We start from the raw sequence: 23,080 nt of genomic DNA, 5'->3' as shown, positions 1-23,080 counted from the left end.
GGACACGCCCTTGTAATTTCCGCGCGATTTCTGCGTGAAGGCTGCGAAATATCGCAAGCCTTGCGGCAAGAAAGTAGGAGCACCCCAACGAAAGGAGTGCTCCTCATGCAAAACGAAGTCCCTTCCATTCAATCCAGCCGGTATCCCAACCGGCCCAAACCGGACGGTGCCACGCGCATCGCCCTTGACGAAAACGAACTGGCCATCCGCTGGGGACTTTCCGTCAAGACCCTGCGCCGCTGGCGGCAGGAACAGCTCGGCCCGGTCTTCTGCAAGCTCGGTGCCCGCGTCACCTACCTGATCTCCGAGATCGAAGCCTTCGAGCGTCGCGTTTCGCGGCACTCGACCTTCACTCGCGTGTACCAGTGAGGAGGACGGCCATGAGCGATCTGACCATCTTCCCCGCCGATCTGGCGGCCATGAGCATCGCCCAGCTGGTGGCGCTGCCGATCAACGATTTCGTCGCTGCCGAGCGCAATGTCGACGAGGCCACTGCTTACCTCAAGCAGCTGCGCGTCAAGCTGGATGCTGCCAAGCTCCAGCGCTACGGCGAGCAGGCCCGTAGCGCGCTACGGGATTCCGGCCGCGACTTCGGCACCGCCCACGTCAGCGACGGTGCGCTGCACGTCAAGTACGAGCTCCCCAAAAAGGTGACCTGGAGCCAGACCATCCTCAAGGAGATGGCCGAGCGCATTGTCGCCTCGGGCGACAAGGTCGAGGACTACATCGACTTCAAGTTGTCGGTATCCGAGTCCCGCTACACCAATTGGCCCACCGCGCTGCAGGAGCAGTTCGCCGCCGCGCGCACCGTCGAGGAAGGCAAGCCGACCATCACCCTGACGCTCGATGGGGGTGCCGCATGAAAATGCTCCCCATTGTGTCCGCCGTCGAGCGGATGGCCGAGCGCAAGGGCGTGAAGTTGCTGATGCTGGGCAAGTCCGGCATCGGCAAGACCACGCGACTCAAAGACCTCGACCCTGCCACCACGCTGTTCCTCGACATCGAGGCCGGTGACTTGGCGGTGGCCGACTGGCCGGGTGACACCATCCGTCCGGACTCGTGGCCAGAGAGCCGCGACTTCTTCGTGTTCCTTGCGGGCCCGGACAAGTCGCTGCCGCCGGAGAGCGCCTTCTCGCAGGCGCACTACGACCACGTCATCGAGAAGTTTGGCGACCCGGCGCAACTCGACCGCTACCAAACCTTCTTCCTCGACTCGATCACCCAGCTGTCCCGCCAGTGCTTCGCGTGGTGCAAGACGCAGCCGGGTGCCGTCAGCGACCGCTCCGGTAAGCCCGACCTGCGCGCGGCCTATGGCCTGCTCGGCCAGGAAATGATCAGCGCATTGACCCACTTGCAGCACGCACGCGGCAAGAACGTGGTGTTCGTGGCGATCCTCGACGAACGCCTCGATGACTACAACCGCAAGGTGTTCGTCCCGCAGATCGAAGGCAGCAAAACCAGCCTGGAGCTGCCCGGCATCGTGGATGAGGTCGTGACGCTGGCCGAGATCAAGGCCGAGGACGGCAGTACCTACCGCGCCTTCGTCACCCACACCGTCAACCCCTACGGCTTTCCGGCCAAAGACCGCAGCGGTCGTCTCGACCTGCTGGAGCCGCCGCATCTCGGCGCGCTCATCGCCAAGTGCGCGGGCGCATCCGCCGCGCCCACCGCCTCGACCGCCCCCGCACAAACCGAATCTCAGGAGTAATCGCCATGAACAGCCAATCCACCAGCAGCAACTGGAACGACTTCAACGACGCCGAATCGCAGCAGTCCGGCTTTGATCTGATCCCCAAGGGCACTGTTGTTCCGGTGCGCATGACCCTCAAGCCAGGCGGGTATGACGATCCGTCGCAGGGCTGGGGCGGCGGCTACGCCACTGAGTCCTTCGAAACAGGCTCGGTCTACCTCGCCGCCGAATTCGTGGTCACCGCTGGCGACCACGCCAAACGCAAGATGTGGTCGAACATTGGCCTGCACTCCAAGAAGGGCCCGACCTGGGGTCAGATGGGGCGCAGCTTCATCCGCGCCGCGCTCAACAGCGCTCGCAACGTCCACCCACAGGACAACAGCCCGCAGGCTGCGGCAGCGCGCCGCATCCAAGGCTTCCACGAACTGGATGGCCTTGAGTTCCTCGCCCGCGTCGACATCGAGAAGGACGGCAAGGGCCAGGACCGCAACGTGGTCAAAGTGGCGGTCGAGCCCGATCACCCCGACTACGCCAAGTTGATGGGCGTGCCGACCAAGGCTTCAGGCGGCGGCACTTCCGGCGCACCGACGCAGGCAGCACCCGCTTACCAGGCCCCGGCTCAGCAACGCGCACCCGTGACGGGCAAACCGTCGTGGGCGCAGTGAGGGAGGTCGCCATGAATGCATCCATCCTCACTGCCAGCCACTACGGCGTTGTGCGATTCGGCGACCTGCAATGCGAGGCCGTCGTCCTGAATGGCGGCGAGCGCGGCTATGTCCGTCGCCAGCTCATGAAGTTGCTGGGTTTTGCCGAGCGCCAAAGGGGTGACCGTTTTGCCGGTTTTCTGCGGGAAATCGCGCCTAACTCATTGTCATCATTGAATAAACAAGAGGCGACAATTCTGCTGCCGTCGGGCCAAAAGGCTCAGTTCTTCCCCGCCGGCATCATTGCCGACGTCGCATCGGCGGTCGTCAACGCCGCCATCGACGGCACGCTGCACAAAGCACGGCGGGGCATCGTCCCCAACTGCATGAAGATCATGCGGGCGCTGGCTACCACCGGCGAGGTCGCGCTGATCGACGAGGCCACTGGCTACCAGCACCACCGCGCACCGGATGCGCTGCAGGAGCTGATCTCCAAGTTGCTGCGCCAGTCCTGCGCATCGTGGGAGCGCCGTTTCCACCCGGACTACTACCGCGCCATCTATCGGTTGTTCGGCTGGAAGTACCAGGGCCACGACCAGAACCCTCCGCACGTCGTCGGCCAGATCACACTGCGCTGGGTCTACGGGCCGGTGCTGCCAGAAGACTTGCTGGGCGAGATCCGCAATCGCAAGGGCATCTCGCAGAAGCACCACCAGTGGCTGTCCGATCAGGGACTCGCGCATTTGGAATCGCAGATTCACGCGGTCACGGCGATTGCGCGCAGTTCGATGAGCTATCCCGACTTCAAGCGCCGCTGCGAGGCCGCCTTTGCTGGCGCTGCCCTGCAGTTGGGCCTGCTGCTCGATGAACTCGAGGAGGGGGCGTGAAATGCTGGGTCTGCAAACGACAGGCTCGGGGCTACGGCCACACCGACAACCGCCACGGTGTGGGCGATCCCCGGCGTTACCCCATCGACTGGGTGTTCTGTTCGCGTCGCTGCCAGGAGGCGTTTCACGCGCTGTACGGCAACTGGCAACGGGCCAAGGAAGGTCGCATCGACAAGATGGAGGTCGCCATGATCGATCCGTCTGATGTCGAACTGGCCGCAATGCGCCATTGCCTCAAAGCCTTCGGTGAGGCAGCGGGCGAGATCGGTTTCACCAAGCCGCTGGGCTACTACTCAGAAACCGAGGCCCTGCGGGTGATCGATGCCATCGTCACCTGCTGGTCGGACGCGATGGTCGCGCACCACGAGGCTACCAAGTACCCGCCGGTGCGGGGGATGACCCCTGCACCCGATCCGCTGGCACCCGACGTCGCCAATCCGTTCGCGGATCTGGAGGACGACCTGCCCTGGGAAGAGCCGAAGGGGAAGAAGCCATGATGGACTTCAACTCCACTTCAAGCATCTCGGGTCAGATCACTGCGCTGGTCGACGCGGGGATGCACAGGGCTCGCGCCCAGCAGTCCGAGCGCCAGTACCTCGGGGCCTCGCGTCTCGGCGTGGCCTGCGAGCGCGCGCTGCAGTTCGAGTACGCCAAGGCGCCTATCGACTACGGACGGGATATTCCGGGCCGGATGCTGCGCATCTTCGAGCGTGGCCACGTCATGGAGGACTGCATGGTCACGTGGCTTCGGGACGCAGGTTTTGACCTGCGCACCCGAAAGGCCGACGGCGAGCAGTTCGGATTCTCGGTGGCCGATGGTCGCCTGCAGGGCCACGTCGACGGCGTCATTGTAGGGGGTCCGGAGGGCTTCGCTTACCCCGCGCTCTGGGAATGCAAGTGCCTTGGCAACAAGTCCTGGAGCGACCTTGAGAAAAAGGGCTTGGCCATCTCCAAGCCCATCTACGCCGCGCAAGTGGCGATCTACCAAGCCTATCTCGAACTGCACGAGCACCCGGCGATCTTCACGGCGCTCAACGCCGACACGATGGAGATCTACACCGAGCTCGTGCCATTTGACGCGGCGCTTGCCCAGCGCATGTCGGATCGGGCGGTGAAGGTCATCACGGCGACCGAGGCAGGCGAACTGCTACCACGCGCCTTCCACGACTCGACCCACTTCGAATGCCGGATGTGCGCTTGGCAAGACCGCTGCTGGAGGACGACATGAGCAACGACACGCAATTCATCGGATGTGTCGAACCAATGATCGACGCCAAGCAGGCCGCTGCCGCACTACGCCTGCCGTACTACTGGTTCGCCGACCCGCAGATGCGCAGCAAGTACAAGATTCCCCACTACCTGATGGGCGGTCTGGTGCGCTATCGGCCATCCGAACTGTCTGCGTGGGCAGCCCGCAGCACCGCCGCGCAAGGGCGCACCGGTAACGCCGATGGTGAGGAGGCCGAATGACTCTCGACTTCAACGACGTCGCGCCACTGCCCGACCCCAACCGCCGCACCCTCAGCGATGCCGAACGCGAAGAACTGCGTGCTGAACTGCTCGCGCGTCTTGAATCCGTTCTGATCACCTTGTTTCCTGAGGGCAAGAAGCGCCGGGGCAAGTTCCTGATCGGCGACGTGCTGGGCAGTCCCGGCGACAGCCTCGAGGTGGTGCTCGATGGCGAGAAGGCCGGACTGTGGACGGATCGAGCCACTGGCGATGGCGGCGACATCTATGCACTGATCGCCGCGCACCTTGGTATCGACGTGCTGAACGACTTTCCGCGCGTGCTCGACGCCGCAGCCGATCTGCTCGGACGCTCGCGTTCCGCACCAGTACGCAAGGCCAGCAAGAAGGACGTGCCGGTCGACGAACTCGGCCCCGCCACCGCGAAGTGGGACTATCTCGACGCCCAAGGCCATCTCATCGCCGTTGTCTACCGCTATGACCCGCCCGGGCAGAAGAAGCAGTTCCGGCCCTGGGATGCCAAGCGGCGCAAGATGGCACCGCCCGACCCGCGTCCGCTCTACAACCAGCCAGGGATGACCAGTGCCGCGCAGGTGGTGCTGGTCGAGGGCGAGAAATGCGCGCAGGCCCTGATCGACGCGGGCATCGTGGCCACCACGGCAATGCACGGGGCGAACGCTCCGGTCGATAAAACCGACTGGTCACCGCTGTCCGGCAAGGCTGTGCTGATCTGGCCCGACCGCGACAAACCGGGCTGGGAGTACGCCACGCAGGCGGCACAGGCGATCTTGTCGGCGGGAGCCAAATCCTGCCGCGTCCTCTATCCGCCCGAAGAAGCCGCCGAGGGCTGGGACGTGGCGGACGCCATCGCCGAGGGCTTCGATGTCGCCACCTTCCTCACCCACGGCCCACGTTTGCAGATGCACGACGTGGCCGATGACGTTGATCCGGTCGTCAGCAGCGACGAATCCGTCTGGGGTACGGAGGACGCGCTGGCGCTGTCCTTCACGCGCCGCTACCACCGCGACTGGCGCTACGTGGCTGGCTGGGGAAAGTGGCTGGTGTGGGACGGGCAACGCTGGCGCACCGAGGATACGCTGGCGGCCACGGACTTGATCCGTAGCGTCTGCCGCCAGACGGCTGTGCGCGCCGACAACCCCAAGGTTGCTGCCAAATTGGCCAGCGCAGGAACGGTCGGCGGTGTGGAACGCCTGGCGCGCGCTGACCGCAGGCACGCGGCCACCACCGACGAATGGGATGCAGATCCGTGGCTGCTCAACACGCCAGGCGGTGTGGTCGATCTCAAGACAGGCCGGATGCGCCCGCACGAGCGCGCCGACCGGATGACCAAGATCACCACAGCCACGCCCAGCGGCGACTGCCCGACCTGGAGGCAGTTCATCGACGAGGTCACTGGTGGCGACAAGGAGCTGCAGTCCTACCTGCAACGGATGGTCGGTTACGCGCTGACCGGGTCGACGCAAGAGCACGCGCTGTTTTTCCTGTACGGCACAGGCGCTAACGGCAAGTCGGTGTTCGTCAACACGCTGGCCACCATCCTGGGTGATTACGCGACCAACGCGCCGATGGACACGTTCATGGAAACGCGCACCGACCGGCACCCGACCGATATGGCGGCACTGCGCGGCGCGCGCTTCGTGGCGGCCATCGAAACTGAACAGGGAAAACGTTGGGCCGAGTCCAAGCTCAAGAACCTCACCGGTGGCGACAAGATCTCAGCGCGCTTCATGCGCCAGGACTTCTTCGAGTTCTTCCCGCAGTTCAAGTTGTTCGTGGCGGGCAACCACAAGCCCGCCATTCGCAATATCGACGAGGCGATGAAACGCAGGCTGCACCTGATCCCTTTCACGATCACCGTGCCGCCCGAGCGCCGCGACAAGAACCTGCAACAGAAGCTCCAGGCCGAACGTGACGGCATCCTCGCGTGGGCCGTGCAGGGCTGTCTCGACTGGCAGCGCCACGGACGACTCTCTCCACCGCAGCGCGTGGTGGACGCCACCGAGGAGTATTTCGAAGCCGAGGACGCCCTGGGCCGCTGGCTCGATGAGCGCTGCGTGCGCGAGGCCAACGCTAAGTCGCTGACCGCCGAGTTGTTCAACGACTGGAAACAGTGGGCGGAAGCCGCTGGCGAGTTTGTCGGCGCACAACGCCGCTTTTCCGATCTGCTCATCACGCGCGGGTTGGACAAATGGCGCAACGGAATGGGCGTGCGCGGGTTTCAGGGCATTGGCCTCAAGCACCCACCGACCCCTGCCTACACCCCTTACGCGGACGACTGACCCCATGAAAACCACGCGGTCTGACGCAGCTGACGCAGTTTGTCGTAACTCCTACGCGTGCGCGTGTGCGCGCGCCTCATGGGGAGTTTCGTCACGAAGTGTCAGCTGCGTCAGATCTGCACCGGATAAGGACTGACACCATGACCACGAGCATCCTCGCCCTCGATCTGGGCACCACCACCGGCTGGGCACTGCGCGGCAGCGACGGCCATATCACGAGCGGCTCCGAGAGCTTCCGGCCGCAGCGCTTCGAAGGCGGCGGAATGCGCTTCCTGCGCTTCAAACGCTGGCTCACCGAACTGAAGGCCGTCACCAGCGGCATCGACTACCTGCACTTCGAGGAGGTACGTCGCCACGTCTCGACCGATGCTGCCCACGCCTACGGCGGTTTCCTTGCCACGCTCACCGCCTGGTGCGAACACCACCAGATCCCGTACCAAGGCGTGCCCGTCGGCACAATCAAGAAGCACGCCACGGGCAAGGGCAACGCTGGCAAGGACGATGTGATCGCTTCTGTCACCGCGCGCGGGCACGCGCCTGTCGACGACAACGAGGCCGATGCCCTGGCGCTGCTGCACTGGGCGATCCAGCATCACGACGACGTCCAGGAGGTGTGACGTGAAAGTTCCCACACCCCAGTACCGCTGCCCCCTCGGGCGGCTGCAACCCCAGGCCACCGATCTGGACGCCATCAAGGAACGTGGCTGGCGTGATCAGCACATCCTGGTGGTCAACGCATCCGATGAACGTCTGGACTTCATCGAGCGAGAGATCGTGCGCCGCATTGGCGAACGTTTGTACGGAGGGGCTCGTCATGGCTGAATGGACGATTGAGGATGTGGCGGCCCGCTTCGAGGAGGCCGCCAGCACCGGACGACGCCTGCCCCCTGTGCGTGTGCAGGGCTACTTCAACACGTGGCCTGTCATCGTGCGCAAGGAGTGGGAGACGTTCGCAGCCGACGAGCACGTCTATCGACCGTTCCCACCGACACCCGACGCCATCGACCGGATGCTGGAGACTATGAAGTGGGTGCAGTGGTTGGAGATCGAGCAGCGCCACCTTGTGTGGATGCGCGCCAAGCGCTACGGCTGGCGAGACATCACGATCCGCTTTGCCTGCGACCGCACGACGGCGTGGCGTCGCTGGCAGCGGGCGCTGGAAATCGTGGCCGAGAAGCTCAACAGCGAAGGCATCCGTGCGCCTTCCAAAATCGTAGGCCAAGCAGGGTAATGCTTGCCGCGTTTGTCCTTCGTTTCCTGCGTTTGTCCCTTTTGACGCTGGCCGAGGCTGCAACAAATCACCCCGGTCAGGCGTAGTATTTCAGCTATCTTCTGGACAGCGGTGACGGTTGAGGAAGTGGCCCAAGGCAAAAGGGGTCCTTCCTGGCCAAAACCCAATGCGGGGGGCGACAGCGCGACGCTTTTTTAGCGTCAGGGTGCGAACCAAGGTTCGCACGGTTCGCAGTTCGCACCCCGTCAGTTCGCACCAACCACACCAACCCGCCCACGGTTTTCCGTCGGCGGGTTTTCCATTTCTGGGACGCCAATTTTGAACACACTCAACGTCGAGTACCGCAAGGTCGAGGCGCTGATTCCCTACGCCCGCAATCCGCGCACGCATACCGAGGCTCAGGTGGCCAAGATCGCCGCCAGCATCGTCGAGTACGGCTGGACGAACCCGGTACTGGTGGACGGCGACAACGGGATCATCGCGGGTCATGGTCGTCTGGCCGCCGCGCGCAAGCTGGGTCTGGATCAGGTGCCGATCATCGAACTGGCCCATCTGTCGCCGACGCAGAAGCGCGCCTACGTCATCTCCGATAACCGGCTGGCGCTCGACGCGGGTTGGAATGAGGAACTGCTGGCGTTGGAGCTGGCCGAGTTGTCCGAGGCTGGGTACGACCTTGCTCTGACGGGATTCGAGGATGCCGAGATCGATGCATTGCTCGCAGACGGCGTGGTTTCCGATGACGCAGACCAGGGGCAGGATGCAGACGACACGGACACTACTGATGACGTGCCCGATGCGCCGGTCGTCCCGGTGTCGCGCATCGGCGATGTCTGGGCCATTGGTCAGCACCGCCTGATCTGCGGCGATGCTACTGATTCGTCCGTCGTCGCCACGCTGATGCAAGGCGACGCGGCACGGCTCTGCTTCACCTCACCGCCTTACGGCAACCAGCGCGACTACACCTCCGGCGGCGTCAAGGATTGGGATGGCCTGATGCGCGGCGTGTTCGGCCTTGTGCCGATGGCCGACGACGGCCAGGTACTGGTCAACCTCGGGCTGATCCATCGCGACAACGAAGTCATCGCGTATTGGGATGGCTGGCTCGACTGGATGCGCACCCAAGGCTGGCGGCGCTTCGCGTGGTACGTCTGGGATCAGGGGCCGGGGATGCCCGGCGACTGGCAAGGGCGACTGGCTCCGAGCTTCGAGTTTGTTTTTCACTTCAACCGCGCCAGCCTCAAACCCAACAAGATCGTGCCCTGCAAGCACGCGGGGCTGGAATCGCATCTGCGCGCCGATGGCTCGTCCACGGCGATGCGTGGCAAGGACGGTGAAGTCGGCGGCTGGACACACAAGGGCCAGCCGACGCAGGACACACGGATTCCAGACTCGGTGATCCGCGTGATGCGCCACAAGGGCAAGATCGGTCAGGACATCGACCACCCCGCCGTGTTCCCGGTAGCGCTGCCGGAGTTCGTGATCGAGGCCTATACGGACACGGGCGACCTCGTGTTCGAACCTTTCGGCGGCAGCGGTACGACGATGCTGGCCGCGCAGCGCACTGGTCGCGTCTGCCGCACAGTCGAGATCGCACCGGAGTACGTGGACGTCGCCATCAAACGCTTCCAGCAGAACCACCCCGGTGTGCCTGTCACTTTGCTGGCCACGGGTCAGTCCTTCGACGACGTGGCCGACGACCGTCTGGTCACCACGGAGGCTGCGCAATGAACGCCTCGTGGTTTGCCGACAAGATCGAGCAATGGCCGACAGCCAAACTGCTGCCCTATGCTCGCAACGCCCGCACCCACTCGGATGATCAGGTGGCGCAGATTGCAGCATCGATTGCCGAGTTTGGATTCACCAATCCGATCCTGGCCGGTAGCGACGGCATCATCGTCGCCGGACACGGGCGGCTCGCCGCCGCTCAGAAACTCGGGTTGGATGTGGTGCCGGTGGTCGTGCTCGACCATCTGAGCGCCACGCAGCGCCGGGCGCTGGTGATCGCGGACAACCGCATCGCCGAGAACGCGGGCTGGGACGACGCCATGCTGCGCATCGAGATTGCAACCCTGCAGGACGATGACTTCGACGTGTCGCTCACCGGCTTCGATGTCGATGCGCTGGCCGAACTGATGGCGGGCGATGAGCCGGACAACGATGGCCAGAGCGACGAGGATGCGGTGCCGGAGGTTGGTGAGACGCCGATCTCCCGCCCGGGTGATGTCTGGATCATGGGGTCGCACCGCCTACTGTGCGGCGACTCGACCGTGGCCGAGAGCTACGACGTTTTGCTGCAGGGCTCGCCGGTGGACATGGTGTTCACCGATCCGCCGTACAACGTGAACTACGCCAACAGCGCCAAGGACAAGATGCGCGGCAAGGATCGCGCGATCCTCAACGACAACCTGGGCGACGGGTTCTACGACTTCCTGCTGGCGGCATTGACGCCCACCGTGGCGCATTGCCGGGGCGGTATCTACGTGGCGATGTCTTCCAGCGAACTGGATGTGCTGCAGGCCGCCTTCCGCGCAGCCGGTGGCAAGTGGTCGACCTTCATCATCTGGGCCAAGAACACCTTCACGCTGGGCCGCGCCGACTACCAGCGCCAGTACGAGCCGATCCTGTACGGTTGGCCCGAGGGCGCGCAACGCCACTGGTGTGGCGACCGCGATCAGGGCGATGTGTGGGCTATCAAGAAGCCGCAGAAGAACGATCTACATCCGACGATGAAGCCGGTGGAGCTGGTCGAGCGAGCCATCCGCAATTCGAGCCGCCCGGGTAACGTGGTGCTCGATCCGTTCGGTGGTTCTGGCACAACGTTGATTGCGGCCGAAAAGTCGGGGCGCGTCGCGCGGCTGATCGAACTCGATCCAAAGTACGTGGATGTGATCGTGCGCCGGTGGGAGGACTTCACCGGCCAGACGGCTGTCCGCGAGGCAGCAGACCAGGAATTGTGCGCCAGTTGAATGGCTGGCCGGGCTGCTTGGCCTCTTCTTCCTCGGCGATGCGCCGTAGGATTTGCAGGGTGGTGAGATCGCGCGGCAGTGCCATGCACATGACGCGCACAGCCTGCTCGATGGAGATGTCTGGACGCCGGTTGGCAATCAGCCAACGCAGTGCCTGCTCCCGTTCGGTGGCGAGCGCTTTCATCAGGCAGCCATCTCTTCGCAGATTTCGCAGTGGATCACAAAGCCTGTCAGGTAAGGCAGGCCGCGCGGGGTGCCGTACTGCTTACTGGTCTGGCGGCCAATCGTCCAGCCCATCCAACGTTGGGTGGCGGCGTTGATCGCATCCTGCAAGGCTTGGCCTTGGTACAAGCCGTTCTGGACGTCGTCGGCAAAGTGGCGTCCGTGGCGACTGTCGAGGAAGGTCCGCACCGATTCGAGGGGCTGGTGGGTGGCGTCCGAAATGGCGTTCATGGCCAGGGGCCATGCGGCGCTGGCGTGTTCGTTCATCGTGCCCCAAAAACCCCAGGCTTCGTTCTGGGTGGTGGGGATCTGGTTGGTGGTCATGATGTCTTCTCCGGGTTGATCGTTGCGACACCTGTAGTAACGCGCTGTTCGATTGAGAAGCCAAGCTGTTCCTGGCTTCTTTCTCGATCAATTTTGCTTACCCGAGACGGGCTACGTAGCGGGCGTAATCACCGCCCTCGGGATTGACGTAGAGGTAAGGACGTCCGGGAGCAGTGACCTCGACGCAGAGGTAGCCGTCGCCAGTGCCGCCACCCTTGCCACGCAGCCAGTCGCGTGAAACCAGCAGGCTGAGCCCAAAGGCGTCGAATTCGGCAGGGGTGAGCTCCTTGGTCTCGGTGACGTAGACCTTGTGCTGGTCGCTCCCGCCCAGTTCGCCGAGGTCGGCAGGTTTGCGTGCAAACGGCAGGCGGATGCTCAACTCTTCGACCTGGAGGCTTTGGCCTGCGAACTGCAGAGTGCGTGGGGTGCGTTCGATGGTGATGGTCATGGTGCTCATGGCGGTTTTCCTGGTATGGCGTCGTCAATCACGACATCTGTATGAACGCGCTGGTGGGGAGAGAAGCCAAGCTATTCATGGCTCCTCTCGCCATCTTTTCAGGTGATGCGGTACACCCGCTCACCGCCCTGCGGTTTGTCCGACACGATGGTCAGGCCAAGTTTTTTCTTGAAGGCTCCGGCGAAGGTGCCGCGCACCGTGTGCGCCTGCCAACCGGTGGCGGTGCAGATCTGGTCGATGGTTGCGCCCTCGGGGCGTTGCAGCATCCGGATCACTTCGGCCTGCTTGCTGTTCTCGCGGGTACGCGGCTTGACCCACGTGGCTTCGGCGGCGGTTACGGCCGCTTCCAGTTCGGGATCGCTCGCGGCCGCAGGCGCGCCTTCAGCGTTGGCGATGATCCGGTCGAGATTGGCTTCGAACTGACCGATGCCCTTCCTGTTCACGTCGGGACGCGAAATGCCCAGGGCGTCGTAGCCCTCCGCAGCGACAAGCCAGTCGGTGCCATCGGTGGTGATCAGTGCGCGGTTGAAAAGTCCGTCGAGCACCTTCTTGCGTGCGCCGCCTTTGATGTTGTCGGGGAACCAGTCGATCTTGCCGCTGGTGTGTTCAACCGCGTGGGCCAGGATCGCTTGCTGGGCAGGGGTCAGTTGAGTGGTGGTCATGTTTTGCTCCTTCGATGTGGTGGACGGTGATGTGATGAACGCGCTGTTCTCAAGTGAAGCCAAGCGCTTTCTGCTTGGCTTCTTCGCTTCGCAATCAGGTGTTGGCCTTGTCTGACGGGTTGGCATTGCGCCCCTGCTCGAGACCCGCGTTGAAGGCGGCTTCAAGCGCATCGCGTAGGCACCAGACCGCCACATCGTGGAAATCGAGGCTGTCCGAGCGGCGGGTTTCCAGGGTTTCGATGCCCAGCTTGTTTTGCGCGATCTGGGTCAGGAGTTGTTCGAGCTTGCTCATGTCCGTGTCCTTTCATGGTGTTGATGACGAACGTATGAACGCGCTGTTCCAGATGGAAGCCAAGCTCAATCCGCAGGAATGACGAACAAATGATTGAAGGTGCCCCGAAGGGGAAATATGGGTATTTCGATTCGTGCCTACGCACGCCACCGAGGGGTGTCCGATGCGGCGGTGCGCAAGGCCATCGCTGCGGGGCGCGTCACACCGGAGGCAGACGGAACGATTGATGCCGAGCGCGTCGACCGGGAATGGGCACGCAATTCCGATGCGCCGCGCAACGGAACGGCCACCCGCGCCGTCAAGGTCGCCGTCCAGGAATCCAGCGGGGCCACAGGAGACGGGCAAGCAGCCTCATTGGCAACATCCGCAGCAGGTGGCACGTCCTTGCTCCAAGCGCGGACGGTCAACGAAGTGGTCAAGGCGCAAACCAACAAGGTGCGTCTGGCCCGCCTCAAGGGCGAGCTGGTGGATCGGCCACAGGCCATCGCCCATGTTTTCAAGCTGGCGCGCTCCGAACGCGATGCGTGGCTGAACTGGCCCGCACGCATCTCGGCACAAATGGCAGCCAAGCTCGGCGTCGATCCCCACACGATGCACATCGCCTTGGAGGCGGCGGTGCGTGAGCACCTGCAGGAACTGGGCGAGATGCGCCCGAGGGTGGATTGATGGACATGGACTACGAAGGCGCTGCCGAGATTGAACGCGCGTGGCGCGAAGGACTGACTCCCGACCCGCTGCTCACCGTGTCCGAATGGTCAGATCGCCACCGGATGCTCTCCAGCAAAGCCTCTGCCGAACCGGGTCGCTGGCGCACCAGCCGCACGCCTTACCTGAAAGCAATCATGGATTGCCTGTCGCCGACCTCGCCGGTCGAGCGCGTGGTGTTCATGAAAGCGGCACAGCTTGGCGCGACCGAGATGGGATCAAACTGGATCGGCTATGTGATCCATCACGCACCCGGGCCAATGATGGCGGTGTGGCCGACAGTGGAGATGGCTAAGCGCAACTCCAAGCAGCGCATCGATCCGCTGATTGAGGAGTCGTCCGCACTGGCTGAACTGATTGCACCGGCGCGCAGCCGGGATTCCGGCAACACCATCCTGGCCAAGGAGTTCAGGGGTGGCGTGCTGGTGATGACCGGGGCCAACAGCGCGGTCGGACTGCGCTCGATGCCGGTGCGCTACCTGTTTCTCGACGAGGTCGACGGCTACCCGCTGGACGTCGAGGGTGAAGGCGACGCGATCTCGCTGGCCGAGGCGCGCACGCGCACCTTCGCGCGACGCAAGATTTTCATCGTCTCGACGCCGACGATCTCGGGCGCAAGCGCCATCGAGCGCGAGTACGAAGCCAGCGATCAGCGCCGGTACTTCGTGCCGTGCCCACATTGCTCGCATCGGCAGTGGCTGCGCTTCGAGCAGCTGCGTTGGGACAAGGGCCAACCGGAAACCGCCGCCTACATCTGCGAGTCGTGCGATACCGCGATTGCCGAGCACCACAAGACCTGGATGCTGGAGCACGGTGAGTGGCGGGCGATGATCACCGATGGCCAGGGAAAGACGGCGGGGTTTCACCTGTCGTCGCTGTACAGCCCGGTGGGCTGGCGTGCTTGGCGCGAGATTGCCGCTGCGTGGGAGAGCGCAGTCAGCAAGGAATCCGGCTCGGCGGCTGCCATCAAAACCTTCAAGAACACCGAATTGGGCGAGTCTTGGGTCGAGGAAGGCGAAGCACCGGACTGGCAACGGCTGGTCGAGCGCCGCGAGGATTACCGGATTGGCTCCGTGCCACCGGGCGGATTACTGCTGGTGGGCGCAGCCGACGTGCAGAAGGATCGCATCGAGGCGTCGGTCTGGGCCTTCGGGCGCGGCAAGGAATCCTGGTTGGTCGAGCACCGGGTGCTGATGGGCGACACCGCCCGCGACACGGTATGGAAACGCCTCGCTGAAATGGTGGCCGAGAACTGGACGCACGCCTCGGGCGCATCGATGCCGCTGGCGCGCTTTGCGCTGGACACCGGCTTTGCCACGCAGGAGGCCTATGCCTTTGTGCGGGCCTGCCGCGATCCACGCGTGATGGCGGTCAAGGGCGTGGCTCGTGGCGCGGCGCTGATCGGCACGCCAACCGCCATCGATGTCTCACAGGGCGGCAAGAAGCTGCGCCGGGGCATCAAGGTGTTCTCGGTCGCCGGTGGCATCGCCAAGCTGGAGTTCTACAACAACCTGCGCAAGAGCGCGGATGTCGGCGAGGACGGGCTGACCACGGTGTTTCCAGCCGGGTTCGTCCACCTGCCCAAGATCGACGCCGAGTTCATCCAGCAGCTCTGCGCCGAGCAGTTGATCACCCGCCGCGACCGCAACGGCTTTCCGGTGCGCGAGTGGCAAAAGATGCGCGAGCGCAATGAGGCGCTCGACTGTTACGTCTACGCCCGCGCGGCCGCTTCGGCGGCGGGACTGGATCGTTTCGAGGAACGCCACTGGCGGGAACTGGAGCGACAACTGGGGTTGGCAAGTCCGTCACCTCCAGAACAACCAATCGAATCAAGCAACGAGGCCACCCAACGCGGTGGCCTCGCTGTTTCTGGCACCACCCCACGTCGGCGCGTCATCAAGAGCCGCTGGCTGTCCTGACCTTCAAAGGAGATTTTTATGAGTCTTGCTACCCGTATCGAAAGCCTGGTCATTCGCGTCGCGCAGGAGTTCAACGACGTCCGCGCCAAGGCAGGCAACCTTGCCAACCTCACCACCACCGACAAGTCGAATCTGGTCGCGGCCATCAACGAACTGCAGGCTGCTGTGGTGTCCTCTGCGGTAATTGATGATGCGCAGATCGCAACGACCAGCACTTACTCGTCCAACAAGATCGTCTCGCTGCTTGATGCGCTCAAGACTGAAATCTTGGGCGGTGCCGATGCGGCCTACGACACGCTGGTGGAAATCCAACAACTGCTGCAGAACGGCACCAGTGGTCTGGACGCTTTGCTCGCCGCCGTCAACAACCGCGTGCGCTTCGATGCCGCACAGTCGCTGACGGTTGCCGAACAACTTCAGGCCCGCAGCAACATCGGCGCTGTCGCAGCCAGCGATGTCGGCAACACCGACACCGACTTCGTCGCGGTCTTTGTGGGTGCGCTGGTCTGATGAGCCTCGCATCGCGGATCAGTGTGCTGGCCAGCCGTGTCGGAATCGAGGTCAAGACCAAGATCGACGCTACCCATCCCGGCTTGGCCCGCGCGTGGGTGTGCTTCGGCTATGTCGGCTCGCAAATCGTCGTGCGCGCATCGCACAACGTGGCCAGCGTCACCCGATTGGGGTCAGGCCGCTACCGCGTGACCTTCGCCACTGCCATGCCGGACGCCAACTACTGCTGGACGGCGCTCGCCCGCAGCAGCACCAACACCGGCACGCAGCGCATCGCCATCGTGCGATCCACCACCGACCAGAAGACCGCCCAGTACGTCGACATCAGTTGTGCCACCACGTCCGCATCCTTCGACGACTCCTCCGAAATCAACCTCACGGTGTACCGCTGATGGCCTACACACAAGCACACCTTGATGCATTGGAAGCGGCTCTGGTCAAAGGCGAAAAGCGCGTGACCTTTGGTGACAAGACCGTCGAGTACCGCAGCGTCGATGAACTCAAGGCCGCCATCGCGGTGGTCAAGCGCGACATCTTTGAACAGGCCGCCGCCACCGGCCTATGGCCTGGTGCGCCGCGCCAGATCCGTGTCACCACGGGCAAGGGGTTCTGATGGCCTGGTATTCCAAAATCCGCAGCCTGTTCGGCCAATCTCCCATCCACGAAGCAGCAGGTCGCGGACGGCGATCCCTTGCGTGGATGCCGGGCAATCCCGGTGCCGTGGCGGCCATGCTCGCCACATCCAACGAGTTGCGCGTCAAATCCCGCGACCTTGTTCGCCGCAATGCGTGGGCCAATGCCGGTATCGAGGCCTTCGTCTCCAACGCGGTCGGCACCGGCATCAAGCCGCAGGCGATGGCCAAGGACGAAGCCTTTCGTGCTGACGTGCAAGCACTGTGGCGCGACTGGACGGAACAGGCTGACGCCACCGGGCAGACCGATTTCTACGGCTTGCAGGCGTTGGCTGCCCGCGCGATGTGCGAGGGCGGCGAATGTCTGATTCGGTTGCGTCCCCGTCGCCCCGAGGATGGTCTGGTCGTTCCCCTGCAATTGCAGTTGCTCGAGGCCGAACACCTGCCGCTGAATCTAAACACGGAACTGCCGTCCGGCAATGTCGTGCGCTCGGGCATCGAGTTCGATTCGATGGGGCGACGCGTGGCCTACCACCTGTACCGCTCGCACCCCGAGGATGGCCGACTGGCACCGATGTCCGGGCAAGGTGGCATGGACACCGTGCGCATCGACGCGCGGGAGATCATCCATCTGTACCGCGTCCTGCGCCCCGGACAGATTCGCGGCGAGCCGTGGTTGGCCCGTGCCTTGGTCAAGCTAAACGAGCTGGATCAGTACGACGATGCCGAACTGGTGCGCAAGAAAACCGCCGCGATGTTTGCAGGCTTCGTCACGCGACTCTCACCCGAGGACAACCTGCTCGGTGAGGGAATCCCGGATGACGCCGGTGTGGCGATGGCTGGTCTGGAACCCGGCACGATGCAAATCCTGGAGCCCGGCGAGGACGTGAAGTTCTCCGACCCCGCCGATGTCGGCGGCAGCTACGCCGAGTTTCTGCGTGCGCAATTTCGGGCCGTGGCTGCGGCCATCGGAATCACCTACGAGCAGCTGACAGGCGATCTCTCCGGGGTCAATTACTCGTCCATCCGGGCCGGGATGCTGGAGTTTCGCCGTCGCACCGAAGCCATCCAGCACGGTGTGCTGGTGCATCAGCTCTGCCGCCCCGTCTGGAATGCGTGGCTCGATCAGGCAGTGCTGGCCGGTGCGCTGACGGCACCGGGCTATGCCCGCCGCCGCCGCGAGTACGCCGCCTGCAAATGGATTCCGCAGGGTTGGCAATGGGTCGATCCGGAGAAGGAATTCAAGGCGATGTTGCTGGCGATCCGCGCCGGTCTGATGAGCCGTTCTGAAGCGATTTCGGCCTTCGGCTACGACGCCGAGGACGTCGACCGCGAAATCGCCGCCGACAACCAACGAGCCGATGACCTCGGCCTGATTTTCGACTCCGATCCGCGCCGCACTTCCAAGGATGGCGGCAGCGCTGAACCCAACTCGCAGGCCACCGACAGCAACGCTTCGTCCGCCTGAAGGAATCCCAATGACACTGCTACCGCATATGGCGGCGCGCATCTTTGGCGCGCCGCTGCTGATCCATCGGCCAAAACTCGAAGTCATCCTCGCCGTCCTGGGGCCACGCATCGGCTTGTCTGAGAACGGCACGCCGATTCCGTCACCCACCACGCGCCGCCCGCCAGTCGCAGGCGGCAGCATCGCCGTGTTGCCGATCTACGGCACCTTGGTGCGGCGAACCGTGGGGTTGGAGGCGGCATCCGGGCTGACCAGTTACCAGGACATCGCCGCACAGATCGATACCGCCATCGCCGATCCGGCAGTGGCCGCCATCGTGCTCGACATCGACAGCCCGGGCGGCGAGTCCGGTGGTGTGTTCGATCTGGCCGACCGCGTTCGCGCAGCGGCGCAGGTCAAGCCGGTCTGGGCGCTGGCCAATGACATGGCGTATTCGGCGGCTTACGCCATCGGTTCGGCCGCCAGCCGCTTCTTTGTCACCCGCACGGGTGGTGTCGGATCGATTGGCGTCATTGCCATGCACGCCGACCAATCGGTGCGTGATGCGCAGGATGGCGTCCGCTACACGACCGTCTTTGCCGGAGCGCGCAAGAACGATCTCAACCCGCACGAGCCGATCTCGGACGAGGCACACGCCTTTCTCAAAAGCGAGGTGGATCGGATTTACGGACTGTTCGTCGACACGGTCGCCAGCTACCGCAGCCTGAGCAGCGAAGCAGTGCGCGCAACCGAGGCGGGCGTGTTCTTTGGCAATGACGCTGTCGCGGCGGGCCTGGCCGATGCCGTCGGCAATTTCGACGATGTGCTGAACGAGCTCGTCGCATCACTTTCACCACCACCTGCGCTGTCGGCAGCGGCTGCGGCGCTGGGCAATCTTCACCAACCACGACTGGAGCATTTCATGAATGAACCCGGAACCACTGCTGACCCTGGGGTTGGCGCTGATCCTGATCGCGATCCTGTGTCGCCCGCGCCAATGACCATCGACGACGCGCAAGAAGTCGCCGAGCTTTGCGCTCTGGCGGGCTGCCCCGACCGCATTGCCGGTTTTCTGGCGGCACGCACTCCGGCCACCAAGGTGCGCAGCCAGCTGCTGGTCGCTCGCGCCAGCGGTCAGGAGATCAGCAGCCTGATCACTCCGAGCGCCGCCACGTCGGCAACGCAATCCCTCAACGACAACCCCTTGGTGCTGGCGGCTCGCGCCCGCGCCGGACAGGAGAAATGACATGCCCGCTATGACTGAAGGCCTCAATCTCGGCGACCTCTTGAAGTACGAAGCACCGAATCTCTACTCGCGTGATCAGGTCACGGTCGGCGCAGGCCAGAGCCTCCTGCTCGGTACGGTGGTCGGTCTTGTGACGGCCACCGCGAAGCTCAAGCAGATCGATCCGTCGGCCACCGACGGCAGCCAGTACGCCGCTGGTGTGCTGATGCAAGGCGTGGACGCCACCCTCATTGACCGCGATGACGGACTGATGCTGGCCCGCCACGCCATCGTCGCCGATCACGCGCTGGCGTGGCCCGCCGCCATCACCACCGCCGAGAAGCAAGCTGCCATCGCGCAGCTCAAGAGCCTCGGCATCCTCGTTCGCAAAGGAGTCTGACCATGAACAATGTTTTCGAGAATCCCGCTTTCTCGATGTCGGCGCTGACCGCTGCCATCAACATCCTGCCCAACAACTACGGGCTGATGGAGAGCATGGGGCTGTTTCCGCCCAAGCCGGTGCGCTTCCGTTCGGTGGCCGTAGAAGAAAAGAACGGCATCCTGACGCTGCTGCCAACGATGCCGGTCGGCTCTCCCGGTACGGTAGGTGTACGCGGCAAACGCAAGCTGCGCTCCTTTGCCATTCCGCACATTCCGCACGACGACGTGGTGCTGCCAGAGGAAGTGCAAGGCATCCGCGCCTTCGGTTCGGAAACCGAAGTGCAGACTGTTGCAGCGGTCATGGCCGAGCACCTGCAAACCATGCGCAACAAGCACGCCATCACGCTGGAGCATTTGCGTGTTGGTGCGCTCAAGGGCGTCATCCTCGATGCTGACGGATCGGATCTCTACAACCTGTTCGATCTGTTCGAAATTACACCGAAGGTCGTCAATTTCCAGCTCGGAAGCGCGGGCACCGATATCAAGAAGAAGTGTCTCGACCTCAAGCGCTACCTGGAGAAGAACCTCAAGGGCGAGCGGATGACAGGGGTTCACTGTCTGGTATCGCCAGAGTTCTTCGACGCGTTCACCAGCCACGAGAAGGTCATCGAGGCTTATCACCGCTGGCAGGACGGTCAGGTCTTGCGCACCGATATGCGCTCGGGCTTCCCGTTCGCAGGCATCACCTTCGAGGAGTACGCGGGCGAAGCCAGTGATGGCGACGACAACGTGCGTCGCTTCATCGAGGCAGGCGAAGGCCACGCCTTCCCACTGGGTACGGTGGACACCTTCGCCACCTACTTTGCGCCCGCCGATTTCAATGAAACGGCGAACACGCTGGGACAACCCTTGTACGCCAAGCAGGAGCCGCGCAAGTTCGACCGGGGCACCGATGTCCACACCCAATCCAACCCGCTGCCGATGTGCCATCGGCCTGCCGTGCTGGTGAAGGTTCTGGCGACCTGATGCTGGCCATCGAGTCGTTCTACGAAGCGGCGCGACGATCTGGACTGCTGACGGCGGTCACGGTGGGCACTGCCACCGTGTATTGCGCCTTCCGCGCCCCGGACGAAACCGTGCTCGATGGCTTTGCGCTGTCACGCGACTACCAGATCGACTACCCGGCGGTGTGGCTGACGCTCGCTGCGGGTGACACCGTCGAAATTGCGGGCAGCAGCTATCAGGTGCGCGACGTGCGTGCCATCGGCGACGGCACCGAGCGGCGCGCCTCACTCTCCCAACTCTAAGGACATCGCCATGAACTCCGTCCGCGAGCGCGTCTTGCGGGAGGTCGTCGCACGCCTGTCATCTGCGATTGCACCCGTTCCAGTGCTACGCATGCCAGCCGTGCCGGTCACCCGCGAGGCCAGTCCTGCGCTGCTGCTATTCGTCGATGGCGACAGCATCACCGCCCACGCCAACCACCTCGTCGACCGGCTGTTGATCGTCCGAGTCGCTGTGGTGGCGCGCGGTGCGGACGCCTTCGACGTTGCCGACCTCGCGCTGGTGGCGGCGCACGCAGCCTTGCTGGCCGACCCGAATCTGGGCGGTCTGGCCATCGCCGTGCGCGAGATCGACTGCGAGTGGGAGTTCGACGACGCCGACGCCGGGGCCGTCGCACTCCCAGCCCGCTACGAAATCCGCTACCGCACCCACGCCATTGATCTAACCCAAACAGGATGAACCCATGCACATCGAACTACTGAAACCCCACACCCATGCAGGCAAGCGCCTCGCCGTGGGTGATCGCCTTGATCTTCCCGATGCCAGTGGACGCTGGCTGATCGCGCAGGGCGTGGCCAAGGCTGCTACGGCGTCCGCCACACCCGCCACTGATGCCAAACCCACCCGCCGTGATGCCACGTCCGGCACCACCATCCAAGGAGACTGAACATGGCTTACTTTTCCGGACAAGGCCGCGTCTACATCGGCGCACGTGATGAACTCGGCAACCCGGCCGGACTGACCTTCGTCGGTAACGTGCCCGAGCTGAAGGTGTCGCTGTCGGTGGACACCATCGAGCACCAGGAAGCGCAGTCGGGCCAGCGCCTGACCGACCTGCAACTCATCAAGACCAAGAAGGGCGAGTTCGCCTGCACGCTGGAAGAACTGATCGCCACCAATCTGGCGCTCGCGCTCTACGGCACCACGACCACCATCACCCCTGGCACCGTCACTGGCGAGTTGCTGCCCAACCCGGTCACGCCGGGCAGTCTGTACCCGCTGGCCATGCAAAACGTGTCCGCCGTGCAGGTGCAGGACTCCGATGCCACGCCCCAGACGCTGCCTGCGAGCCAGTACAGCGTCAACGCCAAGCACGGCTCGCTGGTGGTGCTGGATGCCACGTCGGGTGGCCCGTACACCGAGCCGTTCACCGTCGATTACGCCTATGGCGCAGCGCAGAGCACGGCGATGTTCACTCAGCCGCTGCCCGAGCGCTGGATTCGCTTCGAGGGGCTCAACACCGCCGATGGCAACCGCGAGGTGGTGATCGACCTCTACCGCGTGGCCATCAACCCGGCCAAGGAACTGTCGATCATCACCGACGAACTGCTGAAGTTTGAGCTATCGGGCCAAGTGCTGGCGGATCTGACCAAGCCGGTCGGTGGTGATCTCGGTCAATTCGGCCGTCTGGTGCTGCTGTGATGGATGACTTCAAAACCTTCCCACCCGCACCGGTGGTCGTGACGCTGTCCGGTGTCGCGCTGGAACTGACGCCGATCCGGCTGGGCGAGTTGCCACGGCTGCTGGCCGTGGTGCGCCCGCTGGCCGAGGAGATCACCATCGATCCGGACTGGATGGCGCTGCTGGGGCGGCACGGTGATGCCGTGCTCGATCTGCTGGCGATCACTACCCGGCGTGAGCGCGCGTGGATCAACGACTTGTCGCTGGAGGACGCCGTTCTTCTGGCCGCTGCCGTGTTCGAGGTGAACGCGGATTTTTTCGTGGCGCACGTCGTTCCGGCGGTTCAGGGCGCGGCCGAGCGCCTCTCCCCGACGCTGCGCTCGCTGACGAACTCGGATGGGACTGTGCCGTCGCCCGCCTGATCCGCGCCGGTC

At 63.9% G+C, this 23,080-nt stretch carries 33 protein-coding genes; 28 read left to right on the top strand and 5 right to left on the bottom strand.

Features of this window, described 5'->3' with window-relative positions; all coding sequences use genetic code 11:
• Positions 1-105: 105 nt before the first annotated feature.
• The 14 genes from ACW11F_RS03975 (at position 106) to ACW11F_RS03910 (ending at position 11,185) form a co-directional block, all read left to right on the top strand.
• A complete protein-coding gene (locus ACW11F_RS03975) occupies positions 106-369 on the top strand; it encodes a helix-turn-helix transcriptional regulator (RefSeq protein WP_120966966.1) in 264 nt (87 codons plus the stop codon).
• An 11-nt stretch (positions 370-380) separates the two neighbouring features.
• Positions 381-863, top strand: coding sequence for a hypothetical protein (locus ACW11F_RS03970; RefSeq protein ID WP_456995581.1), 483 nt, complete (start codon positions 381-383; stop codon positions 861-863).
• Positions 860-1,708, top strand: coding sequence for an ATP-binding protein (locus ACW11F_RS03965; protein ID WP_120966968.1), 849 nt, complete (start codon positions 860-862; stop codon positions 1,706-1,708). Before ACW11F_RS03970 ends, ACW11F_RS03965 begins: the two co-directional genes overlap by 4 nt.
• Before the next feature lie 5 nt (positions 1,709-1,713).
• A complete protein-coding gene (locus tag ACW11F_RS03960; protein ID WP_120966969.1) occupies positions 1,714-2,355 on the top strand; it encodes a hypothetical protein in 642 nt (213 codons plus the stop codon).
• Positions 2,356-2,366: 11 nt separating this feature from the next.
• Positions 2,367-3,221, top strand: a complete 855-nt coding sequence (locus ACW11F_RS03955) for a P63C domain-containing protein (RefSeq protein WP_120966970.1) — start codon at positions 2,367-2,369, stop codon at positions 3,219-3,221.
• Positions 3,218-3,718: a DUF6511 domain-containing protein gene (locus ACW11F_RS03950; RefSeq protein WP_456995580.1), complete on the top strand. Its 501-nt coding sequence runs from the start codon at positions 3,218-3,220 to the stop codon at positions 3,716-3,718. Before ACW11F_RS03955 ends, ACW11F_RS03950 begins: the two co-directional genes overlap by 4 nt.
• Positions 3,715-4,449 (top strand): hypothetical protein, encoded by a 735-nt coding sequence (locus ACW11F_RS03945; protein WP_120966972.1) that lies wholly within the window; start codon positions 3,715-3,717, stop codon positions 4,447-4,449. The genes ACW11F_RS03950 and ACW11F_RS03945 overlap by 4 nt, the downstream gene beginning before the upstream one ends.
• Entirely contained in the window at positions 4,446-4,691 is a 246-nt protein-coding gene (locus ACW11F_RS03940; protein ID WP_120966973.1) for a hypothetical protein, read from the top strand. Before ACW11F_RS03945 ends, ACW11F_RS03940 begins: the two co-directional genes overlap by 4 nt.
• Positions 4,688-6,988 carry a phage/plasmid primase, P4 family gene (locus ACW11F_RS03935; RefSeq protein ID WP_456995579.1) on the top strand — a complete coding sequence of 767 codons (2,301 nt, stop codon included), beginning with the start codon at positions 4,688-4,690 and terminating at the stop codon, positions 6,986-6,988. The genes ACW11F_RS03940 and ACW11F_RS03935 overlap by 4 nt, the downstream gene beginning before the upstream one ends.
• A gap of 140 nt (positions 6,989-7,128) precedes the next feature.
• Positions 7,129-7,605, top strand: coding sequence for a crossover junction endodeoxyribonuclease RuvC (locus tag ACW11F_RS03930; RefSeq protein ID WP_456995578.1), 477 nt, complete (start codon positions 7,129-7,131; stop codon positions 7,603-7,605).
• A gap of 1 nt (position 7,606) precedes the next feature.
• Positions 7,607-7,810: a hypothetical protein gene (locus ACW11F_RS03925; protein WP_009238689.1), complete on the top strand. Its 204-nt coding sequence runs from the start codon at positions 7,607-7,609 to the stop codon at positions 7,808-7,810.
• Complete coding sequence (locus tag ACW11F_RS03920; RefSeq protein ID WP_120966976.1) at positions 7,803-8,219, top strand: DUF6362 family protein; 417 nt, start codon at positions 7,803-7,805, stop codon at positions 8,217-8,219. Before ACW11F_RS03925 ends, ACW11F_RS03920 begins: the two co-directional genes overlap by 8 nt.
• A 318-nt stretch (positions 8,220-8,537) precedes the next feature.
• Positions 8,538-9,947 carry a site-specific DNA-methyltransferase gene (locus tag ACW11F_RS03915; protein WP_456995577.1) on the top strand — a complete coding sequence of 470 codons (1,410 nt, stop codon included), beginning with the start codon at positions 8,538-8,540 and terminating at the stop codon, positions 9,945-9,947.
• Entirely contained in the window at positions 9,944-11,185 is a 1,242-nt protein-coding gene (locus ACW11F_RS03910) for a site-specific DNA-methyltransferase (RefSeq protein ID WP_120966978.1), read from the top strand. Before ACW11F_RS03915 ends, ACW11F_RS03910 begins: the two co-directional genes overlap by 4 nt.
• Here ACW11F_RS03910 and ACW11F_RS03905 read toward each other — a convergent pair.
• The 5 genes from ACW11F_RS03905 to ACW11F_RS03885 all read right to left on the bottom strand — a co-directional run bounded on the left by ACW11F_RS03905 (position 11,130) and on the right by ACW11F_RS03885 (position 13,142).
• The gene (locus tag ACW11F_RS03905) at positions 11,130-11,369 is read right to left on the bottom strand and encodes a hypothetical protein (protein ID WP_055451280.1); all 240 of its coding nucleotides are present in this window, start codon (positions 11,367-11,369) and stop codon (positions 11,130-11,132) included. The two genes, ACW11F_RS03910 and ACW11F_RS03905, sit on opposite strands and share 56 nt — an antisense overlap.
• Entirely contained in the window at positions 11,369-11,731 is a 363-nt protein-coding gene (locus ACW11F_RS03900) for a hypothetical protein (protein ID WP_456995576.1), read from the bottom strand. Before ACW11F_RS03900 ends, ACW11F_RS03905 begins: the two co-directional genes overlap by 1 nt.
• A gap of 97 nt (positions 11,732-11,828) precedes the next feature.
• Entirely contained in the window at positions 11,829-12,188 is a 360-nt protein-coding gene (locus ACW11F_RS03895; protein WP_055451282.1) for a hypothetical protein, read from the bottom strand.
• 98 nt (positions 12,189-12,286) lie between these two features.
• Positions 12,287-12,913, bottom strand: coding sequence for a DUF3489 domain-containing protein (locus tag ACW11F_RS03890; protein ID WP_456995575.1), 627 nt, complete (start codon positions 12,911-12,913; stop codon positions 12,287-12,289).
• A gap of 31 nt (positions 12,914-12,944) precedes the next feature.
• A complete protein-coding gene (locus ACW11F_RS03885; RefSeq protein WP_055451284.1) occupies positions 12,945-13,142 on the bottom strand; it encodes a DUF6900 domain-containing protein in 198 nt (65 codons plus the stop codon).
• Positions 13,143-13,259: 117 nt separating this feature from the next.
• Between ACW11F_RS03885 and ACW11F_RS03880 the strand changes: the two genes are divergently transcribed.
• Genes ACW11F_RS03880 through ACW11F_RS03815 form a run of 14 tightly spaced genes read left to right on the top strand, consistent with a single transcriptional unit; the run spans position 13,260 to position 23,068 of the window.
• A complete protein-coding gene (locus ACW11F_RS03880) occupies positions 13,260-13,808 on the top strand; it encodes an elements of external origin (protein WP_120966981.1) in 549 nt (182 codons plus the stop codon).
• Positions 13,808-15,766: a phage terminase large subunit family protein gene (locus ACW11F_RS03875; protein WP_120966982.1), complete on the top strand. Its 1,959-nt coding sequence runs from the start codon at positions 13,808-13,810 to the stop codon at positions 15,764-15,766. The genes ACW11F_RS03880 and ACW11F_RS03875 overlap by 1 nt, the downstream gene beginning before the upstream one ends.
• A gap of 18 nt (positions 15,767-15,784) precedes the next feature.
• A complete protein-coding gene (locus ACW11F_RS03870; RefSeq protein ID WP_120966983.1) occupies positions 15,785-16,276 on the top strand; it encodes a hypothetical protein in 492 nt (163 codons plus the stop codon).
• Entirely contained in the window at positions 16,276-16,668 is a 393-nt protein-coding gene (locus ACW11F_RS03865) for a hypothetical protein (RefSeq protein ID WP_120966984.1), read from the top strand. The genes ACW11F_RS03870 and ACW11F_RS03865 overlap by 1 nt, the downstream gene beginning before the upstream one ends.
• Positions 16,668-16,889, top strand: coding sequence for a phage head-tail joining protein (locus tag ACW11F_RS03860; protein ID WP_013246715.1), 222 nt, complete (start codon positions 16,668-16,670; stop codon positions 16,887-16,889). The genes ACW11F_RS03865 and ACW11F_RS03860 overlap by 1 nt, the downstream gene beginning before the upstream one ends.
• Complete coding sequence (locus ACW11F_RS03855) at positions 16,838-18,376, top strand: phage portal protein (RefSeq protein ID WP_456995574.1); 1,539 nt, start codon at positions 16,838-16,840, stop codon at positions 18,374-18,376. Before ACW11F_RS03860 ends, ACW11F_RS03855 begins: the two co-directional genes overlap by 52 nt.
• 10 nt (positions 18,377-18,386) lie before the next feature.
• Positions 18,387-19,601 (top strand): S49 family peptidase, encoded by a 1,215-nt coding sequence (locus tag ACW11F_RS03850; RefSeq protein ID WP_456995573.1) that lies wholly within the window; start codon positions 18,387-18,389, stop codon positions 19,599-19,601.
• 1 nt (position 19,602) lies between these two features.
• Positions 19,603-19,980 carry a head decoration protein gene (locus tag ACW11F_RS03845; protein WP_013246718.1) on the top strand — a complete coding sequence of 126 codons (378 nt, stop codon included), beginning with the start codon at positions 19,603-19,605 and terminating at the stop codon, positions 19,978-19,980.
• A gap of 2 nt (positions 19,981-19,982) precedes the next feature.
• Positions 19,983-20,987 (top strand): major capsid protein, encoded by a 1,005-nt coding sequence (locus ACW11F_RS03840; RefSeq protein WP_013246719.1) that lies wholly within the window; start codon positions 19,983-19,985, stop codon positions 20,985-20,987.
• Complete coding sequence (locus ACW11F_RS03835; protein ID WP_013246720.1) at positions 20,987-21,268, top strand: head-tail joining protein; 282 nt, start codon at positions 20,987-20,989, stop codon at positions 21,266-21,268. The genes ACW11F_RS03840 and ACW11F_RS03835 overlap by 1 nt, the downstream gene beginning before the upstream one ends.
• A gap of 10 nt (positions 21,269-21,278) precedes the next feature.
• Positions 21,279-21,704, top strand: a complete 426-nt coding sequence (locus ACW11F_RS03830) for a hypothetical protein (RefSeq protein ID WP_120966989.1) — start codon at positions 21,279-21,281, stop codon at positions 21,702-21,704.
• A gap of 4 nt (positions 21,705-21,708) precedes the next feature.
• Positions 21,709-21,912, top strand: coding sequence for a DUF7210 family protein (locus ACW11F_RS03825; RefSeq protein ID WP_456995572.1), 204 nt, complete (start codon positions 21,709-21,711; stop codon positions 21,910-21,912).
• A gap of 2 nt (positions 21,913-21,914) precedes the next feature.
• Positions 21,915-22,667, top strand: a complete 753-nt coding sequence (locus ACW11F_RS03820) for a phage tail tube protein (RefSeq protein ID WP_120966991.1) — start codon at positions 21,915-21,917, stop codon at positions 22,665-22,667.
• Positions 22,667-23,068 (top strand): hypothetical protein, encoded by a 402-nt coding sequence (locus tag ACW11F_RS03815; RefSeq protein WP_120966992.1) that lies wholly within the window; start codon positions 22,667-22,669, stop codon positions 23,066-23,068. The genes ACW11F_RS03820 and ACW11F_RS03815 overlap by 1 nt, the downstream gene beginning before the upstream one ends.
• The last annotated feature ends 12 nt before the right edge of the window (positions 23,069-23,080 follow it).

The organism is Luteimonas sp. e5, assembly GCF_054031035.1.
This window is presented reverse-complemented; position numbering and strand designations above follow the sequence as displayed.

Excerpts from the sequence above, each read along its gene's own strand:
- ACW11F_RS03975 (WP_120966966.1), top strand. The coding sequence starts at position 106 with ATGCAAAACGAAGTCCCTTCCATTCAATCCAGCCGGTATCCCAACCGG.
- ACW11F_RS03970 (WP_456995581.1), top strand. The coding sequence starts at position 381 with ATGAGCGATCTGACCATCTTCCCCGCCGATCTGGCGGCCATGAGCATC.
- ACW11F_RS03965 (WP_120966968.1), top strand. The coding sequence starts at position 860 with ATGAAAATGCTCCCCATTGTGTCCGCCGTCGAGCGGATGGCCGAGCGC.
- ACW11F_RS03960 (WP_120966969.1), top strand. The coding sequence starts at position 1,714 with ATGAACAGCCAATCCACCAGCAGCAACTGGAACGACTTCAACGACGCC.
- ACW11F_RS03955 (WP_120966970.1), top strand. The coding sequence starts at position 2,367 with ATGAATGCATCCATCCTCACTGCCAGCCACTACGGCGTTGTGCGATTC.
- ACW11F_RS03945 (WP_120966972.1), top strand. The coding sequence starts at position 3,715 with ATGATGGACTTCAACTCCACTTCAAGCATCTCGGGTCAGATCACTGCG.
- ACW11F_RS03940 (WP_120966973.1), top strand. The coding sequence starts at position 4,446 with ATGAGCAACGACACGCAATTCATCGGATGTGTCGAACCAATGATCGAC.
- ACW11F_RS03935 (WP_456995579.1), top strand. The coding sequence starts at position 4,688 with ATGACTCTCGACTTCAACGACGTCGCGCCACTGCCCGACCCCAACCGC.
- ACW11F_RS03930 (WP_456995578.1), top strand. The coding sequence starts at position 7,129 with ATGACCACGAGCATCCTCGCCCTCGATCTGGGCACCACCACCGGCTGG.
- ACW11F_RS03920 (WP_120966976.1), top strand. The coding sequence starts at position 7,803 with ATGGCTGAATGGACGATTGAGGATGTGGCGGCCCGCTTCGAGGAGGCC.
- ACW11F_RS03910 (WP_120966978.1), top strand. The coding sequence starts at position 9,944 with ATGAACGCCTCGTGGTTTGCCGACAAGATCGAGCAATGGCCGACAGCC.
- ACW11F_RS03905 (WP_055451280.1), bottom strand. The coding sequence starts at position 11,369 with ATGAAAGCGCTCGCCACCGAACGGGAGCAGGCACTGCGTTGGCTGATT.
- ACW11F_RS03900 (WP_456995576.1), bottom strand. The coding sequence starts at position 11,731 with ATGACCACCAACCAGATCCCCACCACCCAGAACGAAGCCTGGGGTTTT.
- ACW11F_RS03895 (WP_055451282.1), bottom strand. The coding sequence starts at position 12,188 with ATGAGCACCATGACCATCACCATCGAACGCACCCCACGCACTCTGCAG.
- ACW11F_RS03885 (WP_055451284.1), bottom strand. The coding sequence starts at position 13,142 with ATGAGCAAGCTCGAACAACTCCTGACCCAGATCGCGCAAAACAAGCTG.
- ACW11F_RS03880 (WP_120966981.1), top strand. The coding sequence starts at position 13,260 with ATGGGTATTTCGATTCGTGCCTACGCACGCCACCGAGGGGTGTCCGAT.
- ACW11F_RS03875 (WP_120966982.1), top strand. The coding sequence starts at position 13,808 with ATGGACATGGACTACGAAGGCGCTGCCGAGATTGAACGCGCGTGGCGC.
- ACW11F_RS03870 (WP_120966983.1), top strand. The coding sequence starts at position 15,785 with ATGAGTCTTGCTACCCGTATCGAAAGCCTGGTCATTCGCGTCGCGCAG.
- ACW11F_RS03865 (WP_120966984.1), top strand. The coding sequence starts at position 16,276 with ATGAGCCTCGCATCGCGGATCAGTGTGCTGGCCAGCCGTGTCGGAATC.
- ACW11F_RS03860 (WP_013246715.1), top strand. The coding sequence starts at position 16,668 with ATGGCCTACACACAAGCACACCTTGATGCATTGGAAGCGGCTCTGGTC.
- ACW11F_RS03855 (WP_456995574.1), top strand. The coding sequence starts at position 16,838 with ATGGCCTGGTGCGCCGCGCCAGATCCGTGTCACCACGGGCAAGGGGTT.
- ACW11F_RS03850 (WP_456995573.1), top strand. The coding sequence starts at position 18,387 with ATGACACTGCTACCGCATATGGCGGCGCGCATCTTTGGCGCGCCGCTG.
- ACW11F_RS03845 (WP_013246718.1), top strand. The coding sequence starts at position 19,603 with ATGCCCGCTATGACTGAAGGCCTCAATCTCGGCGACCTCTTGAAGTAC.
- ACW11F_RS03840 (WP_013246719.1), top strand. The coding sequence starts at position 19,983 with ATGAACAATGTTTTCGAGAATCCCGCTTTCTCGATGTCGGCGCTGACC.
- ACW11F_RS03835 (WP_013246720.1), top strand. The coding sequence starts at position 20,987 with ATGCTGGCCATCGAGTCGTTCTACGAAGCGGCGCGACGATCTGGACTG.
- ACW11F_RS03830 (WP_120966989.1), top strand. The coding sequence starts at position 21,279 with ATGAACTCCGTCCGCGAGCGCGTCTTGCGGGAGGTCGTCGCACGCCTG.
- ACW11F_RS03825 (WP_456995572.1), top strand. The coding sequence starts at position 21,709 with ATGCACATCGAACTACTGAAACCCCACACCCATGCAGGCAAGCGCCTC.
- ACW11F_RS03820 (WP_120966991.1), top strand. The coding sequence starts at position 21,915 with ATGGCTTACTTTTCCGGACAAGGCCGCGTCTACATCGGCGCACGTGAT.
- ACW11F_RS03815 (WP_120966992.1), top strand. The coding sequence starts at position 22,667 with ATGGATGACTTCAAAACCTTCCCACCCGCACCGGTGGTCGTGACGCTG.